We start from the raw sequence: 25,475 nt of genomic DNA, 5'->3' as shown, positions 1-25,475 counted from the left end.
TCACCCAGAACCTCACACGTTAAATAACAGGCCCGGAGCTGAGGCGCGTCCCTTGACCCCTGCTAAACGCATGAGATGCCAAAGTAGGGCTAAATTACTGGAAATCACAGGTTTACCAAGAATTCTCTCTGCTTTCGCAAGAATTCCAAAAGTGCGTAAGTTGGTACAAGAAACAAAAATCGCATCACATTCTGAAGATTTCCCAATCTCCACAATGGCATCCAGAGTTGAAGCCTCTGCAATCCGCGAGACAACTTTTTCCTGTTCCTGTTCAAAAGAACCAAACCCCGTCACTGTGAGACCGTTATCTTCGAGTAGTTGGCGCATGGCTTCGGAGACTTCCGGTACATAAGGTGTCAAGAAACCCAACTTATCTACCCCTAAAGCCCTGCAACCCGCAATTACCGCAGATATAGGATCTGTAACCGCCACCCCAGGATGATACTGATGAATTTTTTCGGCAACAGCCTTCTGCCCGATCACCGTTGCCCCGGACGTACAAGCATAACCAATTGCATCAAAGGAAATACTGTTGGGAAGTAAACCAGCAGCTGTAGGTAAATCCAAAGCCATTTGAGCCAAAGTTTCTTTCGTCACGTTGGGGTGGCTCGGAATACGAGAATGATAAAGCGCGATATCAGGATCCTGCAAAACCAAACGCAGTTCATTCTCAAGGGTTTCATCAGCTTGTAAAATGATTAAACCCAGTTTGGCCTGAGCTTCACTCGCCTGATCTATATCGAAGTTTAGTTTCATATTAATTCCTAGAGGATCGGCAATTCAGGCTCTGCACGTTTGGTCAGAAGAACGGGCTCATTTTCGGTAATCAGAATATTCTCCTCATGAACCATCATCTTCCCCTCAGATATCGCCATGTTTGGCTCTAAGGTCATCACCATACCTGGTTTCAAAACGGTCTCATCATGGTCACAAATCGATGGCCATTCCGTTAACTGCATTCCCAAACCATGTCCGTAACGGCCAACATCAGAAATCCCACCACCAAGTGACTGATGCATCGCTTGAAACAAGGCGCTACATGTTACTCCAGGTCGGGCATTGGCAAGCCCAACTTCCGTCGCGTCCCATAGCCTTCGATAGCCGTCTTTTGCTGCGTCATTGGCGTGTCCAATGGCAAAGTTCCGATCAAAATCACAGAAATAACCTTTGAGGGTAGAACCAGTATCCAGCATTAAGATATCCCCCTCTACGAGTGGTGTGCTTGTCGGAGGTGAGATCACATCCCCGTACCCCCCCACACCTGCGGCTCCAACAAGATAAGGCACATCTTCAGCCCCTGCTTGTAACAAGGCAATTTTGAAAGTCCGAAAAACCTCCTCCAAAGGCTGACCGCAATGAAACAAAGATCCTGCACGGGAGAATGCTGAACTGCCAATTTCACAAATTTTTCGAATGATTTCTATTTCTACATCGGACTTGATCATGCGAAGGGACTTAACAATAGACGTACTATCGACAAATTCTGCAGAACAAAGAGATCGAACTTTTTCGAAATCCGTAAGGGGCATTCGCAAACTTGCCTCACTCCCCATTGGCATCCCGATCCGAGAATATCCTTTTAACGCCTTACCCAATAGTGAAACACCATCGTCTGTCGGATGCGGCGAAGACCATGTTCGAATGTCTTTCACCCATGTGTTGCTCATAAGTTCAGCACCAATGCCGGGGATGATTGCGACAAGCTCGCCTTTTTGGGGAACAATTAAATACCAAGGCCGTGTCGGGCTTTGCCAAAACAGTGTCCGAAACCCAGTGAAATACCTTATTTCTGCTTCAGTACAAAGAAACAGGGCATCGACATTCTCTGCATGCATGGCGATTTGCGCCCGCTCAAGACGAGACTGAAATTCAGCTATTCCAAAATCACTCATCCACCACTTCCCAAATAAATATCAAGCCACGAGAATAATGCCACGGCAGATCCGATTGTACGCAACATTCCTCTTATACGAGCCTAAAAAAATAAAAAAATAAGAGCAAAAGTCCGAAATCCTTCCTGCCCCTCGCATAACAGCCCTCGACTTAAGAACACGCAAAATTACGTATTCATTCGCTTTGACTTGTTTATCAGGTAATTATACTGCTTTATCCATGACTTACCTCTTCTAGGTTTAGCCTTCTAATAATCATTAGCTTACTGTTGTCGGTGTGATGCAAACTCGTCGAAATTTTCTCAAAAATTCTATAATTACAGGCTCAACTCTAATCGGCGGGGGCTCGTTAGGTCTTTTGGCATCTCAAGCCAGTGCCACTCCCAATATGATCCTACGGCCGAGGATGACCGAGTTCTCACTACGAGGGGATCAACCGACCCAGAATATATTTTCCAACAATGCAATCGGACCAGCGCCTGTCTTAAGAGCAAAACAAGGTGAACCCTTTCATGTCAGGCTGGAGAATAAACTTCCAGAGGCAACGACAATTCACTGGCATGGCCTCCGGCTGCCAAATGCCATGGACGGGGTTCCCTTCCTGACCCAGCCCTATGTTTATGAAAACGAGACTTTCGACTACATCTTTACGCCGCCGGATGCCGGAACATTCTGGTACCATCCGCACTGTAACACCCTTGAACAAATGAGTTACGGCCTGACGGGCCTCTTGATTGTCGATGAGAAAGACGGCCCTGATTTTGACGCAGATATTTCGCTGAACCTCAGAGACTGGCGCTTGGGGTCAGACGGCCAGTTCATCAACCTTTACAAAGCCAGAAAAAGCGCCCGTGCAGGTACATTTGGCACCGTTAAAACAGCTAACTGGTCCGAAAATCCGACCTATGAGGTTCCCAGTGGCGGCCTTATCAGGCTTCGCGCAGCGGTGACCGATGTCACCCGTATCTTCAAGCTCCTGACCAAGGGAGCCAAAGCGACGATCATCGCACTTGATGGATACCCCGTTCCAAAACACTTCGATCTCGACCATCAGGCGGTCGGGCCGGGACAGCGTATTGATCTTGCCATTCGCATGCCAGATGAAGAAGGGAAAGAAGTCCAGCTGATTAACGCGTCATCGTCAAAATCATGGACTGTGGCGACTTTTAAAACCAAAGGCACGTCACTTAAACGAGATATCAGAGATTTAAAGCCTCTGCCGAATAACCCCGTTCCGATACCTGATCTGGAAAATGCGGAATACATTCCCTTTGAATTCACCGCGACAGCTGAATCGGCTCCAAAAAACGGATTTTGCGGGACCATCGGCTTTTCCTTCTGGGCGATAAACCGAAAATCCTGGCTTGGGGTTTCACCAGATCCCATGGAACCACTGGCCGATCTCAAACTTGGTAAAAGCTATATATTCAGTTTCAGAAACAGAACCCCACATACCCATCCGATCCACTTGCATGGGCTGTCGTTCACACTGTTAAACTCGAATAAACGGAAGATAGATCCCTTTATCACCGACACGGCCCTCGTCTTGCCAGATGAACGTATGGACGTAGCCTTTGTTGCTGACAATCCCAGGGATTGGCTATTGCACTGTCATATCATCGAACACCAAAAAACCGGGATGAGCAGTTTTATACGGATCAGTTGATTTACAGATTGAGGTCGGCTTGAAATACATGAGAAATTTGGTAGCGGAGGAGGGACTTGAACCCCCGACACGCGGATTATGATTCCGCTGCTCTAACCAGCTGAGCTACTCCGCCACAAGACATAGTGTGATTACTCCTTTTCAATTTGGTCGTCAAGAAAAGGTGTGGAAGATTCAGTTCTTTGAAAAATATACCCGAATAATCCCTAAAAACTGCTGACCGAATGGGAAATCAGCCGACAAACCTCTTCGATATCGGCCCTCATTTTGACTTCAGGGCTTCGGACCAGCCAATTACCACTTGGCATTGCCAGTTCTACTGGGGACAGCCGCACCACTTCTTCTTTGGTTAGGGCAATTTTACTAAGCGGGAGCGATGCCAACAGTACACCTACTCCAGCTTTGGCAGCATCCAGCGCGGTATTAAAACTATCAAAACGAACTGCCGTTTTTCTTGGTGGAGATGTCTGTGCCTCGATTGCCCATTCGGACCAGCCACTGCGACGGCCCGCCAACCGGATACAGGGAAGCTTCTGCCAATTACCCTCGACTATCTCCATGGCAAGTTCAGGAGAACAGACTGGGGAGAGCACTTCTGAGAAAAGGTGGGTGGCAATTTTCCCTTCCCAAGTACCAGTACCAAAACGGATCTCGATATCCGCATTAATCGCTTCATAGTCAGCAGGTCGATGGATTGCAGAAATGGAAAGCGAGATATTTGGGCGGGCTTCTCTTATCCATTGTAGTCTGGGCACTAACCAAAGGGCGGCAATCGACGAAGGGCAGGCAATTGTAATGACCTTACTTCCTTTTTTGCCAAAAAGGTCCTCCGTACTGCGCGCCAATGCATTCAAAGAAGACCGAACCGATGGTAAATAAGCATCCCCCTCAGCCGTAAGCTCCACCCCGCGCGCCAGACGGTGAAACAAGGTCACTCTGAGATGCGCCTCCAATTTACGCATTTGCTGACTGACGGCAGCTTGAGTCAACCCAAGTTCAAGCCCTGCTTCTGTGAAGTTTTCGTGACGAGCGGAGGATTCGAAAGTCCGCAACCAATCCAAAGGAGGCAATAATGCCAATAGCTTATCTCCAAGTCATAACAATAATGATGCCTTAGGGGTTATATATATTGATTGTTTTTATTCCTTTTTACAGGACTAATCCACTCAATTATTAAAAGACGTCCATACGGAGAGACAAAATGACTTTGGAAACTGCAAACATCCTCGAGGGTGGAAAAGCACTTAGCGTGCAGTGTAAAAACGGACCGACCGCCCGCTTTCATGCCATGTGGTTACGAGACAACGCCCTTGATTCTGAGACCCGCGCTGCGGGGAACGGTCAACGCTTGATTACCATTCTCGATATCCCGGCAGAAACAACTCTTAAATCAGCTGAAGTTAGCGAGGGAGGCGACCTCGTTCTCTCCTTCATTCCTGAAAATAAAGAAGTCGTCTTTCCCAGTAACTGGCTTAGGGATCACAGTTATGACAATGCAAAACTAGATACCAAAGGCTGGATTGGGGATCGTATAAATACCTGGGATTCTGCCCTAAATAGTTCAATCCCAACAATAGATTACGCTCAAGCTCAAAGAAAAGATCAAGAGTTCGGTTCTTGGCTCCGCGATGTCGAGCGTTATGGTTTTGCTGTTATGACAGGCTTGCCGACCACGAGTGGTACCCTTATTGATGTTGCAGAACTCTTTGGTTATGTCAGAGAAACCAATTACGGTAAATTCTTCGAGGTTCGTTCCGAGATTAATCCAGTAAACCTAGCTTATACAGGTCTTGGGCTTCAGGCTCATACTGATAATCCCTATCGCGATCCCGTACCTACTCTTCAGCTATTGTCTTGTCTTGAAAATTCAGCGGATGGTGGCGATTCAATCGTCGTCGATGGATTTAAAGCTGCTGAAATTTTACGCAAAGAATCGCCTGAGAGTTTTAATCTGCTCGCTGACTACCCGGTTCGGTTCGAATATGCCGGAACAGACGGTGTAAAACTCCGCGCCAAACGCCCGACTATTGAGCTTGGCCCTGATGGTGAGATCCTCTCCATTCGATTTAACAATCGATCATCTGCTCCTTTTACCGACATTCCTTTTGAAGAGATGGATCGCTTTTACACCGCCTACCGTAAATATGCAGAAATCATCGAACGCCCTGAAATGATGGTTAGCTTTATGATGCAGCCTGGTGATCTCTTTATCGTGGACAACACACGCGTGATGCATGCTCGTAAAGGCTTCTCTGGTGCTGGAACCCGTTGGCTCCAAGGTTGCTACGCTGATAAGGACGGCCTGCTCTCAACTCTCTCGTCCATAGAATCACTAAAAGATCTAACCCGGGAGGCAGCCCAATGACCGAAGGTAAATTCGATACATTGAACAAAGATAATATTGTCGATTTTATCGGTGATATTTTCCACCGTCGCGGCGCTGATTCCTACCTTGGTGAAGACGTCACAATGTCTGAGCACATGTTGCAGGGCGCCCAACTTGCTGAAAAAGCGAGCGCCGGTGATATCCTAATTGCTGCGGCTCTTCTGCACGATATCGGGCACTATACCAACGAATTCCCCGATGATGCCCTCGCCAAAGGCATCAACAATCACCACGATGAAGCAGGTGCCGCCGTACTGGAGAAATTTTTCCCACCAGTAATTACGGAATGTGTCAGACAACACGTTGCTGCAAAACGATATCTTTGTGCCACTGATGATACCTACTTTGCCCGCCTGTCCGATGCTTCGGTACACACCTTAAACCTTCAAGGTGGCCCAATGGATGAAGCTGAAATCAAAGAGCTGGAAAAGAACCCTCATCTCAAGGAAATCATACAAGTCCGCTACTGGGATGATGAGGGCAAGGATGCCTCTGTAACCACACCACCATACGAGTACTATGCGCCCATACTACAACGGGTTGTTGACGGATATCTTGGCAGCGAATAGTACTGCTATAATGTAATTATGGATCAGGTGGAGATATCATCATGTCCAACAAAGTAATTCTCGTCATCATGGATGGCGTAGGCTATGACACGGCTCTTTCTCAATGTGGATATCTGGAAGGCATGGTCGAGCTCGGCCGCGCCCAGAGATGGAAGATGCGTACCGCCTTGCCGACCATATCTGCAGCTATGTATGAAACCATCCATACCGGGCTCTCCCCATTAGACCATGGAGTAAGCGGCAACGAAGCAATCCGCAGATCAAATGTTCCCAACGTATTTGATCAACTCCACGAGGCAAGTTAAATGACCCCCGGCAAAGCCGGGGGCTTAAGCGGGTGAGCCCCTTAAAGGGGCAAATTGGGAACCGCTAAAGCGGTTATGGATTGAATATATCCATTTGGTCAAAGTACTTATCACGCTCTTCTTGCGTTCTGATATACTCCCTCACCATCTGTTCATCGAGCCCTACAGTTGAGACGAAATATCCACGGGCCCAAAAATTTTCACCCTTGAAATTCCGTGCTTTATTTTTGAATTTTCGAGCTATGGCAATCGCGCTTTTTCCTTTTAGGTATCCAACGACTTTTGAAACAGCATGTTTGGGCGGTATGCTGATACACATGTGAATGTGATCCGGCATCAAATGGCCCTCCTCAATCTTACTTTCGCGATGCCCGGCCAGTTCATGGAAAATTTCACCAAGATACTGACGTAGGTTGCCATAGATAACTTTTTGCCTGCGTTTAGGGATGAAAACCACGTGGTATTTACAATCCCATCTCGTATGTGCAAGGCTTTTGTAATCTCTCATCGGCTAATTCCTTTGTTATTTTGGTCAATAAACAAAGAAATGTAAGACCGTGGGAACGGTCAAACCATTGAGAGTCCCCCGGCATAGCCGGGGGTTTACCGGATTAAATTATAAGACTGCAGCTGTAGCTCACTCTTATTTTCACACCCTCTACAATGGCCCTTATGATCCGATAGATCATGTTGAAATAGATGACGAAACCAAGGCTATTCAACACGCCCGTTTCTATTCTATGGAGGGCTATTCCGGCGCGAATATCTGTGCCCCTGCGGAAATTGATCTCTGCGCGCAAGCGACACATCTAATGCGTCGAACTGATCCAGATTATCTTCTACTGCATACATCTTCAGTGGATAGCACAGGTCACAAATATAGCGCAGATTCATCTCAATACCGTATTCAAACCTGGCACATTGATAACGCTCTGGCTCGAACAATTCCCCTTTGGTTGGAAGCCGGATACGACATCTTCGTCACCGCGGATCACGGTATGAATGCTGATGGACATCATGGCGGAACAGAAGAGATTATGCGACATGTTCCCTTCTATTATTTTGGCGACGCACCAATGCCTGAAAAGGATATCGTTCTCGACCAACTCGCCATTGCCCCAAGTATTCTCAATCGTATTGGCGTTCAAATACCAGAGACCATGAAAGCTCCATCGCTTATCTCATCCTGATATAAGCCTTAAGTCCTGTAATCGTCCCGAACTTTCTTGCTAAGTTTCTTACCTGAAAGATTGGGACGATTTACGTATATTCCTCCCCATGGCACGGGACCATGATACGGGCCCATGGTACGGGCCCACGGTACAGGCAAGATAACGGCATTGACCGGAACCAACCGGATCACAACGGTTGATACCATTGCATTTTTTTTGATGATCCCAATCTTTAAGTCCATAATATTTTTAATTCATTGAGAGTTAACAATGTCGAAAATTTCAACGGACACTCCAATTACCATCAGACAATTCGTCCAATCTGATCAAGCAATGGTCCAGGATTTATTCATACGAACTAATCGAGAATTATCACCTCCTGATATGATTGATGCCTTTGAAACGTATATACAAAGATCCCTTGTTGAAGAAATTGATCAGCTTGAAGAATACTACAACCAACGAAATGGGATGTTTTTTGTTGCAAAAAAATTTAATGAAATTGCCGGTATGTTTGGTATTGAAACTGTTGAAAGCAAAGTAATGGAACTCAGGAGAATGTATGTAAATCAATCATATCGTGGACAAGGATTGGGGCATATATTCCTGAATTATGCTGAAAATTATTGTCGCTCTAATGGAGCTGTTCAATTAATTCTTAGTACATCTGAAATTCAAATCGCAGCTTTATCTCTTTATAAAAAATCGGGATACACAATCACAGGAGAGGAAGTTGCTGATAGCATGAGTAACAAGACAGTTGGCGGCCAACTTAGACGATATTATTTTAAAAAGAATTTGTGAAATTAAGACGAAAAAATAAAGAGTATTGGTTTTGGTAACCTCATTCGTTGATGTCAAGGCTATAGGGACCACCATCTAGGTAGCCAACATAAGCATCGTCGTCATACCAATATTGCTGTTCTGTCTCCATAAACTCATCACTAGCTTCGCTTAAAGTAGAATTGTCAGGCAAATCGTAGAACCAATACTGAACATGTTCTTTTTTGTCATAATGCAGGTTTAAATCTTCAAACCAGCTTTTAAAACTCGCCTTCGGAATCTTTTTCCACCGAAGGCAATAAGCAACGTTTTTTGCGCCTTTCGCACAATAAATCATGACACGTAATAACCGGGCCTCTTCAGCTTGAAATCCTTCCTGACCTTTATACACATCGAGTGCTCCTGCAAACATTTCAATCGGAGCTCTGATTTCTTTTACATTTCGGGATTTTGCGCGAACCATGCCTTTGTCAGTGGGGACAATATAACCCGCATCACAGCTGGAAAGGTGCTCTTGAATCAAACTAGGCCTCTCATACCCACAGCGTGGCGCGATATGATTTTCGTATAAAAAATAAGCTACATCGGCCAGCGCTTTGGCATCCTTTTCGCCGCGCGCCAAAATTGTAACATTGCTGATTACCTCTGCATAATTACTTATTTCAATAGATAGCTTCCCCGAAACATCGAGTGCTTTTATTGCCAAGAGATCACTCCATTGAACTAGGGAGAAAAGTGCCTCAGCTGCTTTCCAATTTTCCTGGATCATCGCTTCATCAAGGTGCGGACGAATCAATGCAAATTTCAATAGTGCATCATCCTCTCCTGTGAGACTTTCTTCTAATTGCTTAGCTGATAAAAAATATCGTGATACCTGTTCGTAAAGAACCGCATCCATAATCGACAATTCCATAGGTTTATTTGATCCGCGAATTTTATCGGATGCTATAAATTCTTCGGGTACATTCAGCTTTAAACGTGCTTCTAGCTGAAGGCTTCGCAATCCGAGTAAATCCTTAAGCGGGGGTTCTAATCCCAGAGCGATTTCAGCGATTACGTCACCTTCTTGTTTCAACTTCCCACTTAAAATAAGAGCCTGAACTTCAAAAGCTTTCGCGTGTACAAATAAGGGAGTATCAACAAAAGCAGAACTATCTGGTGTCGTTCCCTCAAGTAGATAAGCACAACTCATTTCAATGTAGGAAATAAGATCGGCGGGCGTTTCCTGAGGCAAGTTTTTTGCTTGTTCGCAGAGACGAGAAACATCTCCTGCCTTGGACAGTATTGCAGGAAGCAGGGTAAAACCGTTTCCGTGTTCAATCGGGTAGTCAGCAAGTTCTTGAATATTTGCCATTAAGGCGTTGATAGACAATTCATCCAAATAATCTATTTCCGCAGTCCTATCACTTAGGATACGGCTTCTCGTCAGCCTTTGGATCAACTCCTTATAATACCGTTCTCTATCGTCGTAGTGCAGCCATATCCCCACGGCCATATCCTCGACATGTTTACGATATTCCGAACGAGGAAAATCGGTAACAAAGGCTTCTGTAAAACTATTGAACACTGTAGGCAAAAAGACTTCATCTTGCCCTTCTCGTCCTTTGTGAAAGAGCGACAAGACCTCCATATATCGTGTCGTTTCGACAAGCCAACCAGATTTACGACCAGCTTCGTTTTCTTCTCTCGCAATGTTCGCAAAAAGATCTGCGGCTTCGGGAAAAAAGCCATCATGGTAGAAAGCGGCCGCTTTTATATAATCAAACCATCCCTTACCTTCTCCCTCTTTGATTTTTTTTAAATGCGCTTTTGTCTTATCGCTCTCCATATAAGCGTCAGTATCCAAAACGCAGTCTTGGATCAGCAAGAGCCGTAAAAGGGCAAGATAACGGACAGTTTCTCTATCCAGCCCTGATATCGACAAACCACGATAATATTGTGCAAGATTTGTAAAACTTCCCCCTGCATAACACTGAGGTCCTACAAAGAAAGCGTCCTCCAGGAACTTTTCCTCTGACTTTTCTCCTTCCAAAAACCCAAGTTCAACGCCTGCCAGCTCTGGAATTTTATATTGCTCGTGAAAAACAGGAACCTCATCAATATTCTCTTCGGTATCTGTCCACTGCATTTGCCCAAGAGAAAGTTCCGGCCTGTAAATTTTCAGCACCTGAGATAACAGTACCTTTGCCCTCCCCTTTTGTGGGGTTAGCAAATCAATCTGAGTAGAAGAGCAATAACGTGAAACGATGGGCTGCTGGCAAGAAGGTCCTCCTCCAGCATCAACATTATGAGGGAGCAGATTTACCAACATCATTACAACGAGAGATAAGGAAAATTGCCATCCGAAATGTCTCATTCTTTTCTGTCTCCCTGATCAGGGCTTTCCATCTCATATCATCACAAAGGAAAGCATATCTTAGATTTTGAATATTGTTAATTGCCGCTAATAAATGCTGCGTTATGGGTGTTTGTTCCTGACGATAGAACATCAAGGATACTTCTCTTACTGACCGAGCAAGTTTCTTTGCCCCTTTTCGATCATCTTCAAACCATGATGGAAGGCCCGTAATGTTGAGAGAGATATCGTCTGGCAATTGCCCCTGTATACGTACCAACCATTTTCGATAGCCCTCAAGCCTGGTAGAAGGGCTATCAAAATCGATCTCAATCCCTGTGACTGGCCGACCTGCACGACGCCATATATTAATATCTCGGCGAATTATTGCCCCGACCTCTTTATCATTGACCAGATATTCAAGCCGGTATGACAATATAACCGAAGCCCCTTTTGACAGGACACGTGGAGTATGGTGTTTGATCGATACACTTGCCTCTCCCCCTGTCCATGAACGTACCAATATTTTTAGATTAGAGTGCCGGCAGGTTAGTTCTAACTCAGAACATCGATCCATCAATCGGCTCTGACTAGCCCCAACATCCGTAGGGCTTTGTCCCGCCCATAACCAATGACCGATCTCAATATCTTGAGCGCGGAGAGTATTGATAGTCGAATAACCGATAACAATGACGCCCCACAACAAGATTGTTCGACATCCCCGCCACATCTTCTCCCTCATGTCTTATCTAGAACCTCACCTAAGCAGCCTATGCGGAGCCCGCATATGAACTAAGTTAGCATATAAAGATAACTTTTTGGCTTTTTTGGGACCACTGTTAAGGGATAAACTCACAAATTTTCCACAAAGATTTGAACAAGATCACGGCTGCAGAAAATTCAACTTTAAAGAATAAGTGTTTAGAACAGTGTTTATGGCCTATGGATCGACACTTACTCCAGTCGAGCTTTTAACCACCCAATGATGGGATACAAAGTGTTGTTTATTTAGATAATCATCGCCCATGGCATCAATCGATCCAAGGACAAAAGCCACTTTTCCCTGTTTGTTCATCAAAGGCATATGAAGAACTTCTATTAATATCTCATCGCCATTTGCTGCAGATATTAGTTCCTGAGAAACCACGGGATGTCTCGTATCTGCAACCCGTTTGTAAAGTGCCTTCACTTCATCGGCTGACTCTCCAAATGTTTCTTTATTTAGCTCTTTGCCCGTATATGCTTGTCCCAAGTACTCGGTAATAAAAGTCCCCTGAAGACGAAAATGTACAGAAAAAGGCGCATAGCCAAGCGAGCAGAGAAAGATATGTGGCAAAACCTCAGGATCGATATTGATAGGATCAAAGCGTGCTCGCTGAGGAACGCCAGCTCCTTCAGACAGCTTTAACCAATAAGCTAACAAGCTTTTGTTGGTTGCAGAACTCAGAACGTCCATAAAGCGATACCAATCAGAACATCTAGCCTTTCAAGGTATCAAGGGATTGTTAAAACTTCGACAATTCACCTGTCATCTAAGTGCGCAGTTCGGCCGCCTTCTCAATTGGGGGCGTCGGGCAGTTCCAGCGTCAGCTCTTCTTCATCTTTGGTTATCTCGGCATGCATCAATATTTTCGATGTAAGGGCCATAGAGGTATCGATAACCCAACGAACCTGTTTTTCGCCAACTTCATTTTGGGCAGACACCACCTCGGGCAAGATTTGTTTTTGAAGAAACCCAGCTAATCCAGCTAGGGCTCGCCCTCCAGCGCGAAGCTCAGTAGCCTTAAGGGTAAACTTATCCTGGTTCTCGATCTGGTCGGCGATGGAGTTGAGGATATCCATCATCAGACCGACCTCATCACTGATGCGTTCAGTACGGTTGGCAATAAAACGTAAATGTCCAATGTAGAACGAATAATTAGACATCAGATCAGATCCTTATAAATTACGAAATGCCAGAGTGTACAACGGTTAAGCATCGCCAGAAAGAATAGCCTCTACGCTTTCTTGAACTGACAACGCATTGGCAAAACTTGCCATAGAACAACCTTTGCCCTCTTTCCAGGCAAGCATGTTATCGAGAGTACGCATATACCCTTCCTGACGGGCATCTGCAATATCTACCAACTCTTGTTGCCACGTTTCACCTGTGGTCGAGAACAATTGATCCCATAAACTTAGCCGATAGGATTTTTTATCCGCCCAAATAATGAACTCTACAATATCGGGACCAACACCCCCCGCACTGGCGGTGAAGGATACTGGAACGTTCCCACAAGACAGATGTGCCTGGACGTTGCTCTCACAAGAGACCTCATCATCAGGATAAAGTGTACAGGCATTAATAAGTTCAGAAGGACCAAACAAGCGCTCTGTCAGATAAATAAAGTGGGAGCCAACTTCACGTACAAATCCACCCTCTGCACGCTCAGCTAACCAACTTGCACTATGCTGCCATCCTCGCGGCCATGGGGCAAAGTGCAGCCGGATTTCAACAGAAGTTACAGTCCCTAAATTCCCGGCATCGACCTCAGATTTCATCATGTCCGCTGCTGGCGAATTTGCGAGGGGAAAATTAACCGCGTTAAGTAATCCTGATTCATCAAAAGCTGCGACAAGGTCCCTGCTCTGTTCGATATCAACCCCTAAAGGTTTTTCACAAAAAACGGCTTTGCCTGCGGCGGCGGCAGCTAGGGCATATTCCTTATGAGAGGCAGGTGGGCTTGCTATGTAAACCACCTCTACTTTCGGGTTTGCAATCAACTCATCAACAGTTTGAGCAATTTCAAGTGAGGGATATTGCTGTTTAGCCTGTACACCAGTTTTCTGGTCCGGATCCCATCCGCAAGCGAGATCAAATCCACCATGAGCTGACATGTTGGTCAGCATCCTGTTCCCCATGATGCCCAAACCAATAAAGCCAATACCTAATGTCATCAATAAATCCTCAACACGCCTAGAAAGTAATTTTTTATCCCGAGAGTTCGCAGATAATGCGTCAGAAAAATTGGTTTGACCAGTTTTAACGTTTGAAAAACTCAGTTATTACTTTGAGTAATATCTTAAAGGAAGCAAATTACTCTTTTCTGGGTAGCCTTGAACCAATTGATGCGAAAAAATAAAACCATACTACAGAAGGCATTACCTCCCACCACGCCCCGTAGTAAGATGATTCCGCTATAAATATAAGATTAAGAACTACCATAACCATCACCCATTCTTCCGAAATAGAAGAAAGAACGACTGCGTCAGCATTACACTCAATTAACAAACTTAAATGATATAAAGAAAATAACAGGCTAAGAACAAAGAAGATCGAAATCCCGACAAATGGTATAGCCAAGGTATCAGCCCAGCTAGGGAATTCTGATCGACTATAGCTCGTTTCAAGAGCAAAAACTTGCCCATACCCTGACATTGCAGGCGCTAACACGGCCAAAATTACAATCAAAAATCGAGGTGCTGCCAAAATTCGTCGACATTTCAATATAGCAATCAAGCAAATCATTGCTCCTAATATTATGTCTAAGATCCCTGTATCCAGTAACCTATATTTTTCAGTGCTATATTTATCTTGTACTTCATAAAATCTCTCTGAATTTCTATAAGGTACTGCATTTAACTCCCGTTCGTATTCAAGTGCGGGACTATATGGCAACATTTCATTCTGTGCTATCAAACACACCGTTCCAATGACAATAAAGGCAAAGCCCAATATAAATAATTTCTTCATAAAAATTCCGAAAGAATGCTCAGAACGGCATGGTCTAACAGTTTATTATGACTAAATTTTGAGAAATACGTTAACTACGGCTAGGCATTTTTAGAGGCCATTTTTATACAGCTGACTTAATCCATATATAAGGCCGTAAAAATATGACTGCGCAAAAATAAAAAAGCCTCAGCAAATTGCCGAGGCTTTTTTGAATTGGTAGCGGAGGAGGGACTTGAACCCCCGACACGCGGATTATGATTCCGCTGCTCTAACCAGCTGAGCTACTCCGCCATAAGGCTAGAAAACTAAATAAACCAGAAAGATTCTCAGGAACCTGATTCGCACAGGTTTTGTTTCGTGAGAGGGGTGATAATGCCATGATCCAATACTGTCAATAGCCGAGTGACAAGCTCTCACTATTTTTCTTATATTTCCTCCGTATTACTCCGAAATTATATCTTTAACAGCCATGGAAACATTAACTTGAATAAAGTCTTAGAGCTAATTACCCTCATCCCGACCCAAATATAGCCAAATAACAATTGAGAAACATTATGGGCATTAAGTTCTCCATGAAACGTGAAACCTGGGAACACCACTCCCATCCTCTCTCGGTATGGACCCGGGTAGGTTCATGATGGCTCATATTCCCAGCTATTTGGAGCCATGCGACTTGGGGATGGACTGTCGCAGGCTTTCTGTTGATACTTTTTGCGTTTTGGATGTATCTCAACCCACGCATTTTCCCAAAGCCACGGCATACAGATTCCTGGGCATCCCAAGCCACTTTTGGTGAGCGTATTTGGTTAAGAGAAATATCGTTTGAGGGGCTTGATGAACTGCTTGAGATGCATCGCACTCAAACAAGGATCTTAAGTATTCTGGCAGGGTTAGGGTTTATTTGTGGATTGATCACAGCATCTTTCAACTTGTTTTGGCCAACCATGTTTTTTGGCTTTGCCATGGTTGTCGGTAAGTTGTGGTTTTGCGATCGAATGGTTTGGCTCTTCAATGATGCCATAGAGTACCACCCGGAACTCCGAGAGTGGATTTATTAAAACTCTATACTGCCTGCTTTAGATAGCTTTTTTCATATCGAACGTCTTCGACATTTACAAATCGCCTTACCCGCTCCAACTCGGCTTCAATTGCCGTCATCCGACCGGCAGAGGCCTTAACTTTGGGTTCCAACCAAAGCCCTTTAACGACAAGGGATTGGCCTTGTCGTTTCATGTCTATACGGCCAATGAGCTTGTCACCTTCCAACAGGGGAAAGACATAATAACCGTATTGCCTTTTGGCCTCTGGTACGAACACTTCAATCCGATAGTGAAAATCAAAGAGCCTTTCCGTTCTTTTCCGATCTCTAATTAAGGGATCAAAAGGACTGAGGACACGAACACGCTTTGGCACTGTTTGAAAATGATCCCGTTGGTCCAGCACACTCTCATAAGCATAAACTTTACGGGGCTGACTCCCATCTGCAGCGAGGACCTCAACCTCAACAATCCCCTTCCCGAGCTGGCGATCACACCACTTCTTTGCTTCAGCGGGTTTAATCCCATCCCAGAATGCGGCGAGTTCTCCCGCTGTGGCAAATCCAAGCCGATCCATAGCCGAACGACAAGACCAATCGAGGTACATATCTTGGTCTATTCCATGCGACTGACTATTTTGAGGCATGACGCGCTCAGTAATGTCGTAAACTTTCTGAAAGCCCTCGCGGCGATCAACACTCAGAGCCCCGGTGCGCCATAAAAACTCCAGCGCCGTTTTAGAGGGATGCCAATCCCACCAGCCCTGATTCTTTTTCTCCACTCCCCCGCTCTTTGAGGGGGCTTTCATATCCCGTGACATCGTCGGTCCATTGGCCTGGACATGCTTTAAAACGGCCTCAAAACTCTCTTCAAACCCTTCGCGCCGCCATTTACGCCAACGCTCGAGAAGTCGTTTCTCAGTTTGAATAAAGCGGTGCTGCCAATAAGGATAAAAAATTGTCGGAATTACCGAAGCGTCATGTGTCCAGTTTTCAAAAAGGGAGCGATCTTTTTCCAGTAACAAGGAAAAGTGCTCTTTTCGATAGGTCTGGTTCCGGGAGAACAGGATCATATGGTGAGCACGTTCGACGGTGTTGATACTATCGATCTGAACGAAACCCATTCTCTCAATCAGCTCAAGCAACTTAGCCTTATCTTGCTTTAATCCAGGATTATCACAAAGCCCCTGCCTGTGCATAAACAGGTTTCGTGCTTGTGAATTGGTAATCTGTGGCAACATGACAAGGGCTTCTGAGTGATTAAGATGAGGAAATCACTCAGAACATAACAGGAACATAAATATAGATCCAGAAGGATTTAACGGTATCTAGGCAGCACCTTTGGCTTCATCATCCAAAGCTTGCTTTTCTGTGGAAACGATCCAGCCGCCGCCGAGGACCCGTTCTCCGTCATAGAAGACCGCAGCCTGCCCTGGCGAAATTCCAAAGAGAGGTTCGTGCAAAACAACACGAGCCCCGCCCATGCCAAGCCCCTGGCCTTCAGGGTAAACTGTTGCTTTGGTTGGCTTTGAAGCAGAACGCAGCTTCACAGTTACGTCTCTGCCGCTATCCGTCATCGGCTCTGCCAACCAATTGAGCTCGTTCACAAGTACGACATCACGTGAAAGTGCTTCTTTGGGGCCAACGATCACCTGCTTTTTCGCGGCATCCAACCGGATGACATAGATCGGATCTGCGGTTCCACCAACGCCAATTCCGCGACGCTGACCTACCGTATAATTGATGATACCGTCGTGCTGTCCCAATACGGTACCATCCATGTGGACGATATCACCTTTATCCAAGGCCCCTGGGCGCAAGCGTTCAACTACTCTTGCGTAGGATCCATCGGGTACAAAGCAGATATCCTGGCTATCAGGTTTGTCCGCAACAGAAAGCCCCATACGCTCTGCTATTTTCCGTGTTTCAGTTTTGGGCAGGCCACCCAAAGGAAAACGTAGGAAATCGAGCTGCGCTTCAGTGGTTGTAAACAGGAAGTACGTCTGATCTTTACTATCATCAAAAGCACGGTGCAATTCGGGGCCATTGGGTCCCTCTACGCGCTGGACATAATGCCCCGTCGCCATGACATCAGCACCGAGATCCTTGGCCATTGCCAACATGTCTTTGAACTTGACCTTTTGATTACACTTCACGCAGGGGATCGGAGTTTCACCACGCATATAACTGTCGGCGAAATCTTCCATCACGTCTTGTTTAAAGCGTGATTCATAATCGAGAATATAGTGTGGGAAGCCATAACGATCTGCAACAGTACGTGCGTCGTAAATGTCTTGTCCCGCGCAACAAGCGCCCTTTTTCTCCAGCGCAATCCCGTGATCATAAAGTTGAAGGGTTACACCAATAACGTCGTAACCTTCTTCTTTGAGCATACAAGCGACAACAGAACTATCAACACCACCGGACATGGCGACGACAACGCGGGTATCTTTGGGCTCTTTATCTATGCCAAGAGAATTCATTGCTCTGTTATCTCGTATATCTATCGTCCTTGGTAAATTTACGAAGGAACGCTCATCATTTATATCTTGATATTGGGGCCAAAATCTTAGGGCCTATGTAAGTCTATTGGCTAATACAATCAAGCCCACATCACTTACGGGTCACTTATCACATCACTTATCAGGCATTCACAGATACAATCCAGCCCATTTTTTTGCGCACATTAACAGAGAAACTTCTGGATGTTAATACCCAAGAATACACACCACCCCTGTGCCATCTGCATAGTTCATTAGAAAGTTAATTTGAGCGAGTTATCTCGACCAGACGCCTGAGAACGATGGGATCCCGGATCAGGTCTATCAAAAGAGAGAAGTGCCCCTTGCCATTTCGTAAAAATCGGTTTTCAGGCGGAACACGCCAACGATCAGCCAGTTCAAGCCCTCCTTTATAGGGCATCAAGGTATCTGCCTGGCCTAACATAATGATGATTTTATCAGGAGACACAACGGAATGACCTGAGGGTTGAACCAGAGGCAAACAACGGAAATAATCCTTCTTTTTCCAGCCTAGCTCATGCAATTTTTTGGGAACTTCAAGGGCCTCGGTAAGACAGCCATTACGTAATACGTCCAAGACATTACCGCTTGTTCCGATTAGCAAAAGGGCATCAGGTTTTAATTTTTCCGGCCAATCCCACACCACAGTAGAATACAGCTGACAGGCTAATGCTCCGAGACTAACCCCGCCCAACACCACCGGCCCTCCTCTTTGAGACCTCACCCAATCAATAAGTGTGGCGATGTCTGAAATCCATTGTTGAAATGTATCCACAAGACCGATGGGACCACGAGCAAGAGTTTCTTCACCGGCAAACCGCCCGGGGTTCTTGCGAAAACCATGGCAGGGTTGTTGTATCCGTAAAACTCGAAACCCTGCTTCGGCTAATGCACAAACCGGATCTTCTCTATCTTGAAAGCAATCCTGCTCAACACCGAGCCCCTGAAGAAAGATTAATGTCGGGGCAGCGGGATCCAATCCTGTCAGTGGCTCAAAACAACGCACCCAGTTTTCTCCACCAAAGGACGATGCATAACGCAACCAATATTCTCGTCCGTAAACCCCATGAATTGAATGGGAAATCTCTACAAGGGGCGTCTTTTTAGGCGCTTTATAGACGGCATTGATATCATCATCGTAGTTGTCATAGTGCTCGTGGAATTCCTTTGCAGTTGGTAAGTCCCATTTTATAGGCTCTATCTGCCGACGTATTTCTTTAAACATGAACGCGGATTCCATGAGCCTTTGTGAGGTTTCCTGACGCCGTAATTCGGCAAAAATGCGTCCAGAGATGCTTAACCCATCGCCAAACATCACCACTTTCCAGCGTTCAAAAGCTGACTTGGCAACGTAATGCCGGATGCAAACTTCCGTCAGTGCATCATCACAGCTTTTTGGGAGAGATGTTCGTAGTTTTAATTCACTTTCAAGGGCATGGGCATCCCCTTCACTAATGATTGCAGTTTGAAGGGCTCTTGTAAGCGGGAAAAGGTAATTCACGACCAGTCGCAATGCCAAAGCATCGAACCAAGGACGTGCAAGATAACGTCCAACCGTACCCCTTATCATGGGAAAAGGCTGGGGAGGAGGCAAACACTGTGCGGAACTGTGGAAACGTTCTCTATTCACCTGGTCATCCAGGAACCTCTGTTAACAGAAACTTCAATGAGTTCGCTGACTCAATGATATTATAGCATACTTCCATGCTATTAGGCAGTTTAGGAGCCAGATTGTAGCATTTCGGTATTATTTTACATTATGTTTTGATTTTATATCGTATTCCGGACCAGTCTAACTGGCCCGGAACATAACGATTTTACGCGTGCAAATCCTGCGTCATTCGTGTGCCATCTGGCGCACTTGACAGTTCACCAATCGGTGCGGCGGAACTATCTGTTTTTAAAGATTTGTACAGTCCCCAACACATTGCCAGAATGATGAATGAGATCGGGAATGCTGCTGCAATAGATGCCGTTTGCAAAGCACCCAGGCCACCGGAAAGTAGTAATACAATCGCCGTAGCTCCAATACCAAACCCCCAGATAATGCGGAATTTCTTTGGTGGATTATCATCCCCCATAGACAGCATTGTTGTGATCACAAGAGTTCCGGAATCTGCAGAAGTCACAAACCAGGATACCAAAAGCAAGGTCGCAAGAGCTGATAGTGGCCATGCTGTCCAGGAAAGATCACCCAACCAGGAAGTTGTTCCAAGATTGCCAATCGTTCCAAATAACGCAGAAGGAAGGTCCCAGGCACGTACAGTCTGAATAATGCCGGCACCACCGTCAACGGCAGGTCCACCGACCGCATTCATTTCCTGCCATATCGCATTACCGCCAAACATACAGAGCCAGAAAAAGGCGATTGCTGTTGGCACAAACAACACTCCGACCATGAATTCACGAATAGTACGACCACGTGAAATCCGGGCGATGAACATACCTACCATTGGCGCCCAGGCAATCCACCATCCCCAATAGAAGATGGTCCAACCACCTTGCCAGGCGACATTTTCTTCGGAACTGGCTGTCCAGAAACCCATTGGAATAAAGTTCCAAAGATAATCACCCAGTGTCGTGACATAAAACCCAAGAAGCCATTTCATAGGACCAATGACAACAAAAGCGGCAAGAAGCACCATGGACAACCAGATGTTCCACTCGGAAATCATCCGAATACCTTTGCCCACGCCAGAAACAGTGGAAACTGTTGCTATGATCGTTACGACAACAATCAATACAACCTTGGTCATCATGCCGGGATCAATCCCAAAAAGAACATTCAGTCCAGTCGCGATCTGACTACTACCCAGTCCGAGGGAGGTTGCAATTCCAAACACAGAACCAAACACTGCCAATAGATCAACCATGTGCCCTATGGGACCATAGATACGCTCGCCAAAAATCGGATACAACGCGGATCGCATGGTCAGCGGAAGCTTTTTGCGAAACCCGAAATAAGCCAAGCAAAGTCCCACAATCACATAGAGTGCCCAGCCGTGGAACCCCCAGTGAAAGTACGTAACACGCATCGCGTCAATAGCACGTTGCATATCCATTGCGGTATGGCCGGCCAGTTCCGCATGAGGGTTATTCGGATAGCCAAATGCGCCTGAATTATCGAAGTAGAACACGGGTTCTGCTACGCCAAAAAACAGGATCCCAATCCCGATTCCAGCAGAAAACAACATCGCAAACCATGAAAATTTGCTGAATTCCGGCCGGGAATCATCATCCCCCAAACGGAGAGCTCCCCACTTGGAGAACATCAGAAAAAAGCAAAAGAACATAACGCCAGCAAGTACCGTTATATAGTACCAGCTCAAGCCGCTCTCGATCCAGCTCCGTACTGATTTATAGATACTTCCGGCAAACTCAACATTGAGCACTGTAAAAATAACAAATGCCGCAATCATTGCTTTTGCAGCCATTCCCATCCCCGGATGCAACCCGGTAAAAAACCCGGATTTTGCCACCAGATGGTTGTTTGAGGTATTGTCAGACATAGTTTCCTCCCTGAGCTGACAGATATAAAACACCACAATCACTTCCTGCGGTGAGAGGCCGATCCGTTCCTCGGATCTGTTATTATTTCCCCTGTCGAATTTACCTGTCCGACCTTCCACCTAAACATATTATCTCAGGCGGTTGAGCTCTCTATTTTGTAGGATGTAAGTTGGTCTACGTGACCTGACGACAAGCTCAAAAAAACAATCTTCCAATGCACAACTACGCGACATGGAGGTAGCGTTCTAGACAAGTAATAGCAGCGAATTAAAGGGAGTTTATCCACGTTTCAGAGTTGCATAATGTCATTTAATGCCATATTTTTAACCAATCATGCCAAATTCAATACATAAATTTCACTTCATACTGTTTGAAGGCTTTTCCAATATGGTGTTGGCAAGTGCTATGGAACCCCTGCGAGACGTCAAGATAAGATCTGTTGGGGCAACTCTCGAGTGGCAAATCTCTACTCTTAATAACGCGCCGGTAAAAAGTTCAAGCGGGCTGAGTATTGAGCCAGATACACCTCTACCGGTTTTGGAAAGAAACCATACTGTAATTCTTGTTGCAGGTTATGGCGTACGCCGTCTCGTAAATCCTGAGGCCCTTTTGCAAATTCGTTTAGCAACAAGGAGTGCTGGCACGATTTTGGGCCTGGATACAGCGCCCTGGTTGATGGCCGCGACTGGGCTTCTCGATGATCATGACGCAACGATACACTGGCAAGAGCTTGATGCTTTTCAGGAACATTTTCCGGCTGTAAACGTCACGACACAACGCTTTGTCAAATCAGGTCGTATGAGGACATGTGGAGGAGCGTCAACTGCACTCGATTTGATCCTGGATTTAATAAGAGAGAAATTTGGGGCCGCTGCAGCGTTCGATGCGACGACAATGTTTATCTATGATCCGGAAAGACAAAACAAGTTGAGACGCGGCCCTGGCACTTTAAAACATCAAGGTTCCCCGGCGCTGCTAACAGCAATAAATGTCATGGCTGAAAATATTGAACACCCCTTATTGCTCGGCAGGATCAGCCAAGCTGCATCGACGTCCTTGCGTACACTCAACCGATTATTTCTAGATGAGCTGGGGACATCTCCAGGTAAATATTACCAAATGCTCCGTTTAGGCCGCGCACGTGACCTTGCTTTAGAAACAGACTTATCAATCGAGCAGATAGCCTTGAGATGTGGCTTCACCTCGGCGCAATCGCTCAGTCGATCTTTTTCCGGCACGCATAATACGTCGATAAGTTCCATACGAAAGGGCAAGCCCCTCAGAAAAACAATCAAGGAATTAGTTAAAGAGCAGCAAAACGATCGATCAAATGAATGTAAGACCCAATAACAGATCCATTTTGGCACCCAACCTGGCCTAGATCTTGTTCATTGGCATCCGTAACGTCGAAAAGAGGCTGGCTTCCCTCATTACCAACCACGGTAGAATAGTGAAATTCATGAGCTCGATAACAACTGCCTTTTAGCCCCAGAGGACTATCCACCAGTGTTTTGACCTTTCGGTATCCGAGCGATCTCTTGCGAACAGAAAATGATGTTTCAATCGGGAGCAGACCAGCCACTTCATGATGATCGCCCCGCGCATCAATTAAACCTTGCCCCAAGACCATATAACCACCGCACTCCCCATAAATGGTCACATTTTCTGCCGCCGCATTACGTAGGCCGTGAAAAAATCTCACATTGGCCCCGAGCTGACCCACGTGTAATTCAGGATACCCCCCTGGCAAGTAGATCGCATCCGCATTAAGTGCAGGTTTTTGATCCGCTAGCGGAGAAAAGAAGCTCAACTCAGCGCCCGCAGACCGCCACCCATCAAGAAGAGCTGGATACACGAAAGAAAAAGCGACATCCTGGGCCACGGAAATCCGTTGCCCGATCGGAGGGATAAAGGCTGTTACATCTCGGGAAGGAAGAGATGAAGGACTTGTCAGTGCCAGGAGTTTGCCACAATCGATATCTATCCCGACTTGCTCGGCAGCCTGATCCAGATAGAGATCTATTTCTTTATGTTCTACGGCCTGAACCAGACCAAGATGGCGATTTGGCAACACCATCTGATCTTGCCTTTCAAGGTATCCTAACACAGGAATACCCAAGGGCTCACAGGCTTCGTTGAGCAGAGAGACATGACGTAGAGATCCCACCCGATTAAAGATCACCCCTGCAATGGTGACTTCGGGATCAAAAGATGCAAAACCGTGAAGTATCGCAGCCGCAGAGGCAGACATTCCTTTGACATCAATAACAAGAACAACAGGCCATCCGGTTTTCTTGGCAAGGGCCGCAGTTGACCCTGCACCACCGGCAGCTCCGTCAAAAAGTCCCATGACACCTTCGGCCAAAATGAAATCTGCCTCTTGCCCGGCAAGAGAAATGACTGAAGCAAGACTGTCATCACTCATGGCCCAAGGATCTAGATTATAACATGGTCGATCAGCAGCTGCAGCATGGTACGCCGGGTCAATATAATCAGGTCCAATTTTCGCCGGGGCGACCCGAACATTACTATTTTTGAAATGCCTCAGCAGAGCCAGTGTGAGTGTCGTCTTGCCGCTACCAGAAGACGGTGCCGCAATGATCAAACCTCCAGGAATATCTCTGGGAATATCTCTGGGAATATCTCTGGGAATATCTCTGGGAATATCTCTGGAAATTTTTTCGATTTCTCCACTGGCTCCTGAATTCAAGCGCTCGCAACCTTTTCAGATTGTGTTTTCACTCCCAAGGGATCGGAAGTTAACACCCTACCGTCAATCGCGCCCATCCAATCGAGGCCAGAACGCAACCGGACAACTTCCCCGACAACAACAAGTGCAGGAGGTTCAATGCCGCTTTTAGCAACATCCTCAACACAGGTCCCCAGCGTCGTCTCTAAAACCTCCTGTGCAGGGGTAGAGGCGCGACTGACAATACCAACGGGCTCATCAACCGAACGTCCATTTGCTATTAATTTTTGAGCAATATCGCCAAGGTGCTTGATAGCCATGTAGATAACAATCACAGGAGAGCCTTGCGCGAGCCCTGCCCAATTAATGTTATCGGGCACGATACCACTGGCATTATGACCCGTAAGAAAAGTCACAGCCGAGTTACATTCGCGGTGCGTTACCGGAATACCTGCATACGCAAGTCCACCTATTCCACTGGAGATACCAGGGACGACACGGAAGGGAATATTTGCTTCAACCAACGCCAAGGCTTCTTCGCCGCCCCGGCCAAAAACAAAGGGATCACCGCCTTTGAGGCGCAACACTTTCTTGCCTTCACGGGCAAGCTGCACCAAACGTTGAGAGATATCAGCCTGTTTTGACGATGGCTTACCTCCGCGTTTGCCTGCGTATTCAAGCTCACAGCCTTCACGCGCCAGCTTCAGGACATCATCACCAACCAAGGCATCATAAACTAACACATCAGCTGATCTCAGCGCGTGCAAGGCATAAAGCGTCAATAACCCAGCATCTCCGGGGCCTCCACCAACAAGCCAAACCCAGCCGGGTTGAAAATCAGGTAGATCTAGCGGCAGTTTATCCATTTATCACACTGTCCTTCTCGTGTAGCTTC

24 protein-coding genes and 2 tRNA genes are annotated in these 25,475 nt (G+C 46.1%); 8 read left to right on the top strand and 18 right to left on the bottom strand.

The features are described 5' to 3' along the window. Window positions 1-12: 12 nt before the first annotated feature. Together ACOGW3_RS01200 and ACOGW3_RS01195 are read right to left on the bottom strand one after the other, a co-directional pair. Window positions 13-756 (bottom strand): Asp/Glu racemase, encoded by a 744-nt coding sequence (locus tag ACOGW3_RS01200; protein ID WP_419901281.1) that lies wholly within the window; start codon window positions 754-756, stop codon window positions 13-15. 8 nt (window positions 757-764) lie between these two features. Next, window positions 765-1,892: a M24 family metallopeptidase gene (locus ACOGW3_RS01195; RefSeq protein WP_419901280.1), complete on the bottom strand. Its 1,128-nt coding sequence runs from the start codon at window positions 1,890-1,892 to the stop codon at window positions 765-767. A 406-nt stretch (window positions 1,893-2,298) separates the two neighbouring features. Here ACOGW3_RS01195 and ACOGW3_RS01190 point away from each other — a divergent pair, with 406 nt between their 5' ends. Then, window positions 2,299-3,558, top strand: a complete 1,260-nt coding sequence (locus ACOGW3_RS01190; RefSeq protein WP_419901279.1) for a multicopper oxidase family protein — start codon at window positions 2,299-2,301, stop codon at window positions 3,556-3,558. A gap of 38 nt (window positions 3,559-3,596) precedes the next feature. Here ACOGW3_RS01190 and ACOGW3_RS01185 read toward each other — a convergent pair. Then, window positions 3,597-3,673: transfer RNA gene (locus ACOGW3_RS01185), tRNA-Met, on the bottom strand. A gap of 91 nt (window positions 3,674-3,764) precedes the next feature. Next, on the bottom strand, window positions 3,765-4,637 hold the full coding sequence (locus tag ACOGW3_RS01180) for a LysR family transcriptional regulator (RefSeq protein WP_419901278.1): 873 nt from the start codon (window positions 4,635-4,637) through the stop codon (window positions 3,765-3,767). 122 nt (window positions 4,638-4,759) lie between these two features. Here ACOGW3_RS01180 and ACOGW3_RS01175 point away from each other — a divergent pair, with 122 nt between their 5' ends. Genes ACOGW3_RS01175 through ACOGW3_RS01165 form a run of 3 tightly spaced genes read left to right on the top strand, consistent with a single transcriptional unit; the run spans window position 4,760 to window position 6,818 of the window. Then, a complete protein-coding gene (locus tag ACOGW3_RS01175) occupies window positions 4,760-5,923 on the top strand; it encodes a gamma-butyrobetaine dioxygenase (RefSeq protein WP_419901277.1) in 1,164 nt (387 codons plus the stop codon). Further along, window positions 5,920-6,513 carry an HD domain-containing protein gene (locus ACOGW3_RS01170; protein ID WP_419901276.1) on the top strand — a complete coding sequence of 198 codons (594 nt, stop codon included), beginning with the start codon at window positions 5,920-5,922 and terminating at the stop codon, window positions 6,511-6,513. The genes ACOGW3_RS01175 and ACOGW3_RS01170 overlap by 4 nt, the downstream gene beginning before the upstream one ends. A 41-nt stretch (window positions 6,514-6,554) precedes the next feature. After that, window positions 6,555-6,818 (top strand): alkaline phosphatase family protein, encoded by a 264-nt coding sequence (locus ACOGW3_RS01165; protein WP_419901275.1) that lies wholly within the window; start codon window positions 6,555-6,557, stop codon window positions 6,816-6,818. Window positions 6,819-6,891: 73 nt separating this feature from the next. On the opposite strand, the gene tnpA is transcribed toward ACOGW3_RS01165, so the two are convergent. After that, window positions 6,892-7,326 (bottom strand): IS200/IS605 family transposase, encoded by a 435-nt coding sequence (gene tnpA, locus ACOGW3_RS01160; RefSeq protein ID WP_419901154.1) that lies wholly within the window; start codon window positions 7,324-7,326, stop codon window positions 6,892-6,894. A gap of 49 nt (window positions 7,327-7,375) precedes the next feature. Here tnpA and ACOGW3_RS01155 point away from each other — a divergent pair, with 49 nt between their 5' ends. Together ACOGW3_RS01155 and ACOGW3_RS01150 are read left to right on the top strand one after the other, a co-directional pair. After that, on the top strand, window positions 7,376-8,008 hold the full coding sequence (locus ACOGW3_RS01155) for an alkaline phosphatase family protein (RefSeq protein WP_419901274.1): 633 nt from the start codon (window positions 7,376-7,378) through the stop codon (window positions 8,006-8,008). A 252-nt stretch (window positions 8,009-8,260) separates the two neighbouring features. Then, window positions 8,261-8,794, top strand: a complete 534-nt coding sequence (locus tag ACOGW3_RS01150; protein ID WP_419901273.1) for a GNAT family N-acetyltransferase — start codon at window positions 8,261-8,263, stop codon at window positions 8,792-8,794. A gap of 40 nt (window positions 8,795-8,834) precedes the next feature. On the opposite strand, the gene ACOGW3_RS01145 is transcribed toward ACOGW3_RS01150, so the two are convergent. The 7 genes from ACOGW3_RS01145 to ACOGW3_RS01115 form a co-directional block, all read right to left on the bottom strand. Further along, a complete protein-coding gene (locus ACOGW3_RS01145; protein ID WP_419901272.1) occupies window positions 8,835-11,129 on the bottom strand; it encodes a hypothetical protein in 2,295 nt (764 codons plus the stop codon). Further along, window positions 11,059-11,811: a DUF3142 domain-containing protein gene (locus tag ACOGW3_RS01140; protein ID WP_419901271.1), complete on the bottom strand. Its 753-nt coding sequence runs from the start codon at window positions 11,809-11,811 to the stop codon at window positions 11,059-11,061. Before ACOGW3_RS01140 ends, ACOGW3_RS01145 begins: the two co-directional genes overlap by 71 nt. Window positions 11,812-12,048: 237 nt before the next feature. Beyond that, entirely contained in the window at window positions 12,049-12,564 is a 516-nt protein-coding gene (locus ACOGW3_RS01135; RefSeq protein ID WP_419901270.1) for a PAS domain-containing protein, read from the bottom strand. Window positions 12,565-12,665: 101 nt separating this feature from the next. Beyond that, window positions 12,666-13,034, bottom strand: coding sequence for a hypothetical protein (locus tag ACOGW3_RS01130; protein ID WP_419901269.1), 369 nt, complete (start codon window positions 13,032-13,034; stop codon window positions 12,666-12,668). Between the two features lie 45 nt (window positions 13,035-13,079). Beyond that, complete coding sequence (locus ACOGW3_RS01125; protein ID WP_419901268.1) at window positions 13,080-14,045, bottom strand: Gfo/Idh/MocA family protein; 966 nt, start codon at window positions 14,043-14,045, stop codon at window positions 13,080-13,082. Between the two features lie 139 nt (window positions 14,046-14,184). Beyond that, entirely contained in the window at window positions 14,185-14,841 is a 657-nt protein-coding gene (locus ACOGW3_RS01120) for a hypothetical protein (protein WP_419901267.1), read from the bottom strand. A 196-nt stretch (window positions 14,842-15,037) separates the two neighbouring features. Further along, window positions 15,038-15,114, bottom strand: a tRNA-Met gene (locus ACOGW3_RS01115). A 353-nt stretch (window positions 15,115-15,467) separates the two neighbouring features. On the opposite strand from ACOGW3_RS01115, the gene ACOGW3_RS01110 reads away from it, so the two are divergent. Then, a complete protein-coding gene (locus tag ACOGW3_RS01110; RefSeq protein ID WP_419901444.1) occupies window positions 15,468-15,881 on the top strand; it encodes a DUF6653 family protein in 414 nt (137 codons plus the stop codon). 4 nt (window positions 15,882-15,885) lie between these two features. Here the strand turns inward: ACOGW3_RS01110 and ACOGW3_RS01105 are convergent, their stop codons facing one another. The 4 genes from ACOGW3_RS01105 to ACOGW3_RS01090 form a co-directional block, all read right to left on the bottom strand. Next, entirely contained in the window at window positions 15,886-17,100 is a 1,215-nt protein-coding gene (locus ACOGW3_RS01105; protein WP_419901266.1) for a winged helix-turn-helix domain-containing protein, read from the bottom strand. Between the two features lie 87 nt (window positions 17,101-17,187). Continuing rightward, window positions 17,188-18,342 carry a tRNA 2-thiouridine(34) synthase MnmA gene (gene mnmA / locus ACOGW3_RS01100; RefSeq protein WP_419901265.1) on the bottom strand — a complete coding sequence of 385 codons (1,155 nt, stop codon included), beginning with the start codon at window positions 18,340-18,342 and terminating at the stop codon, window positions 17,188-17,190. Between the two features lie 280 nt (window positions 18,343-18,622). Continuing rightward, a complete protein-coding gene (locus ACOGW3_RS01095; protein WP_419901264.1) occupies window positions 18,623-20,011 on the bottom strand; it encodes an alpha/beta hydrolase in 1,389 nt (462 codons plus the stop codon). 187 nt (window positions 20,012-20,198) lie between these two features. After that, complete coding sequence (locus ACOGW3_RS01090; protein WP_419901263.1) at window positions 20,199-21,890, bottom strand: BCCT family transporter; 1,692 nt, start codon at window positions 21,888-21,890, stop codon at window positions 20,199-20,201. A gap of 334 nt (window positions 21,891-22,224) precedes the next feature. Here ACOGW3_RS01090 and ACOGW3_RS01085 point away from each other — a divergent pair, with 334 nt between their 5' ends. After that, window positions 22,225-23,241 (top strand): GlxA family transcriptional regulator, encoded by a 1,017-nt coding sequence (locus ACOGW3_RS01085; RefSeq protein ID WP_419901262.1) that lies wholly within the window; start codon window positions 22,225-22,227, stop codon window positions 23,239-23,241. Here the strand turns inward: ACOGW3_RS01085 and ACOGW3_RS01080 are convergent. Together ACOGW3_RS01080 and cobA are read right to left on the bottom strand one after the other, a co-directional pair. Continuing rightward, the gene (locus ACOGW3_RS01080; RefSeq protein WP_419901261.1) at window positions 23,195-24,601 is read right to left on the bottom strand and encodes a cobyrinate a,c-diamide synthase; all 1,407 of its coding nucleotides are present in this window, start codon (window positions 24,599-24,601) and stop codon (window positions 23,195-23,197) included. The genes ACOGW3_RS01085 and ACOGW3_RS01080 overlap by 47 nt on opposite strands. Further along, on the bottom strand, window positions 24,598-25,446 hold the full coding sequence (gene cobA / locus ACOGW3_RS01075) for a uroporphyrinogen-III C-methyltransferase (protein ID WP_419901260.1): 849 nt from the start codon (window positions 25,444-25,446) through the stop codon (window positions 24,598-24,600). The genes ACOGW3_RS01080 and cobA overlap by 4 nt, the downstream gene beginning before the upstream one ends. Between the last annotated feature and the right edge of the window lie 29 nt (window positions 25,447-25,475).

The organism is Kiloniella sp. (genome assembly GCF_965205715.1).
Taxonomy (GTDB): domain Bacteria; phylum Pseudomonadota; class Alphaproteobacteria; order Kiloniellales; family Kiloniellaceae; genus Kiloniella.
This window is presented reverse-complemented; position numbering and strand designations above follow the sequence as displayed.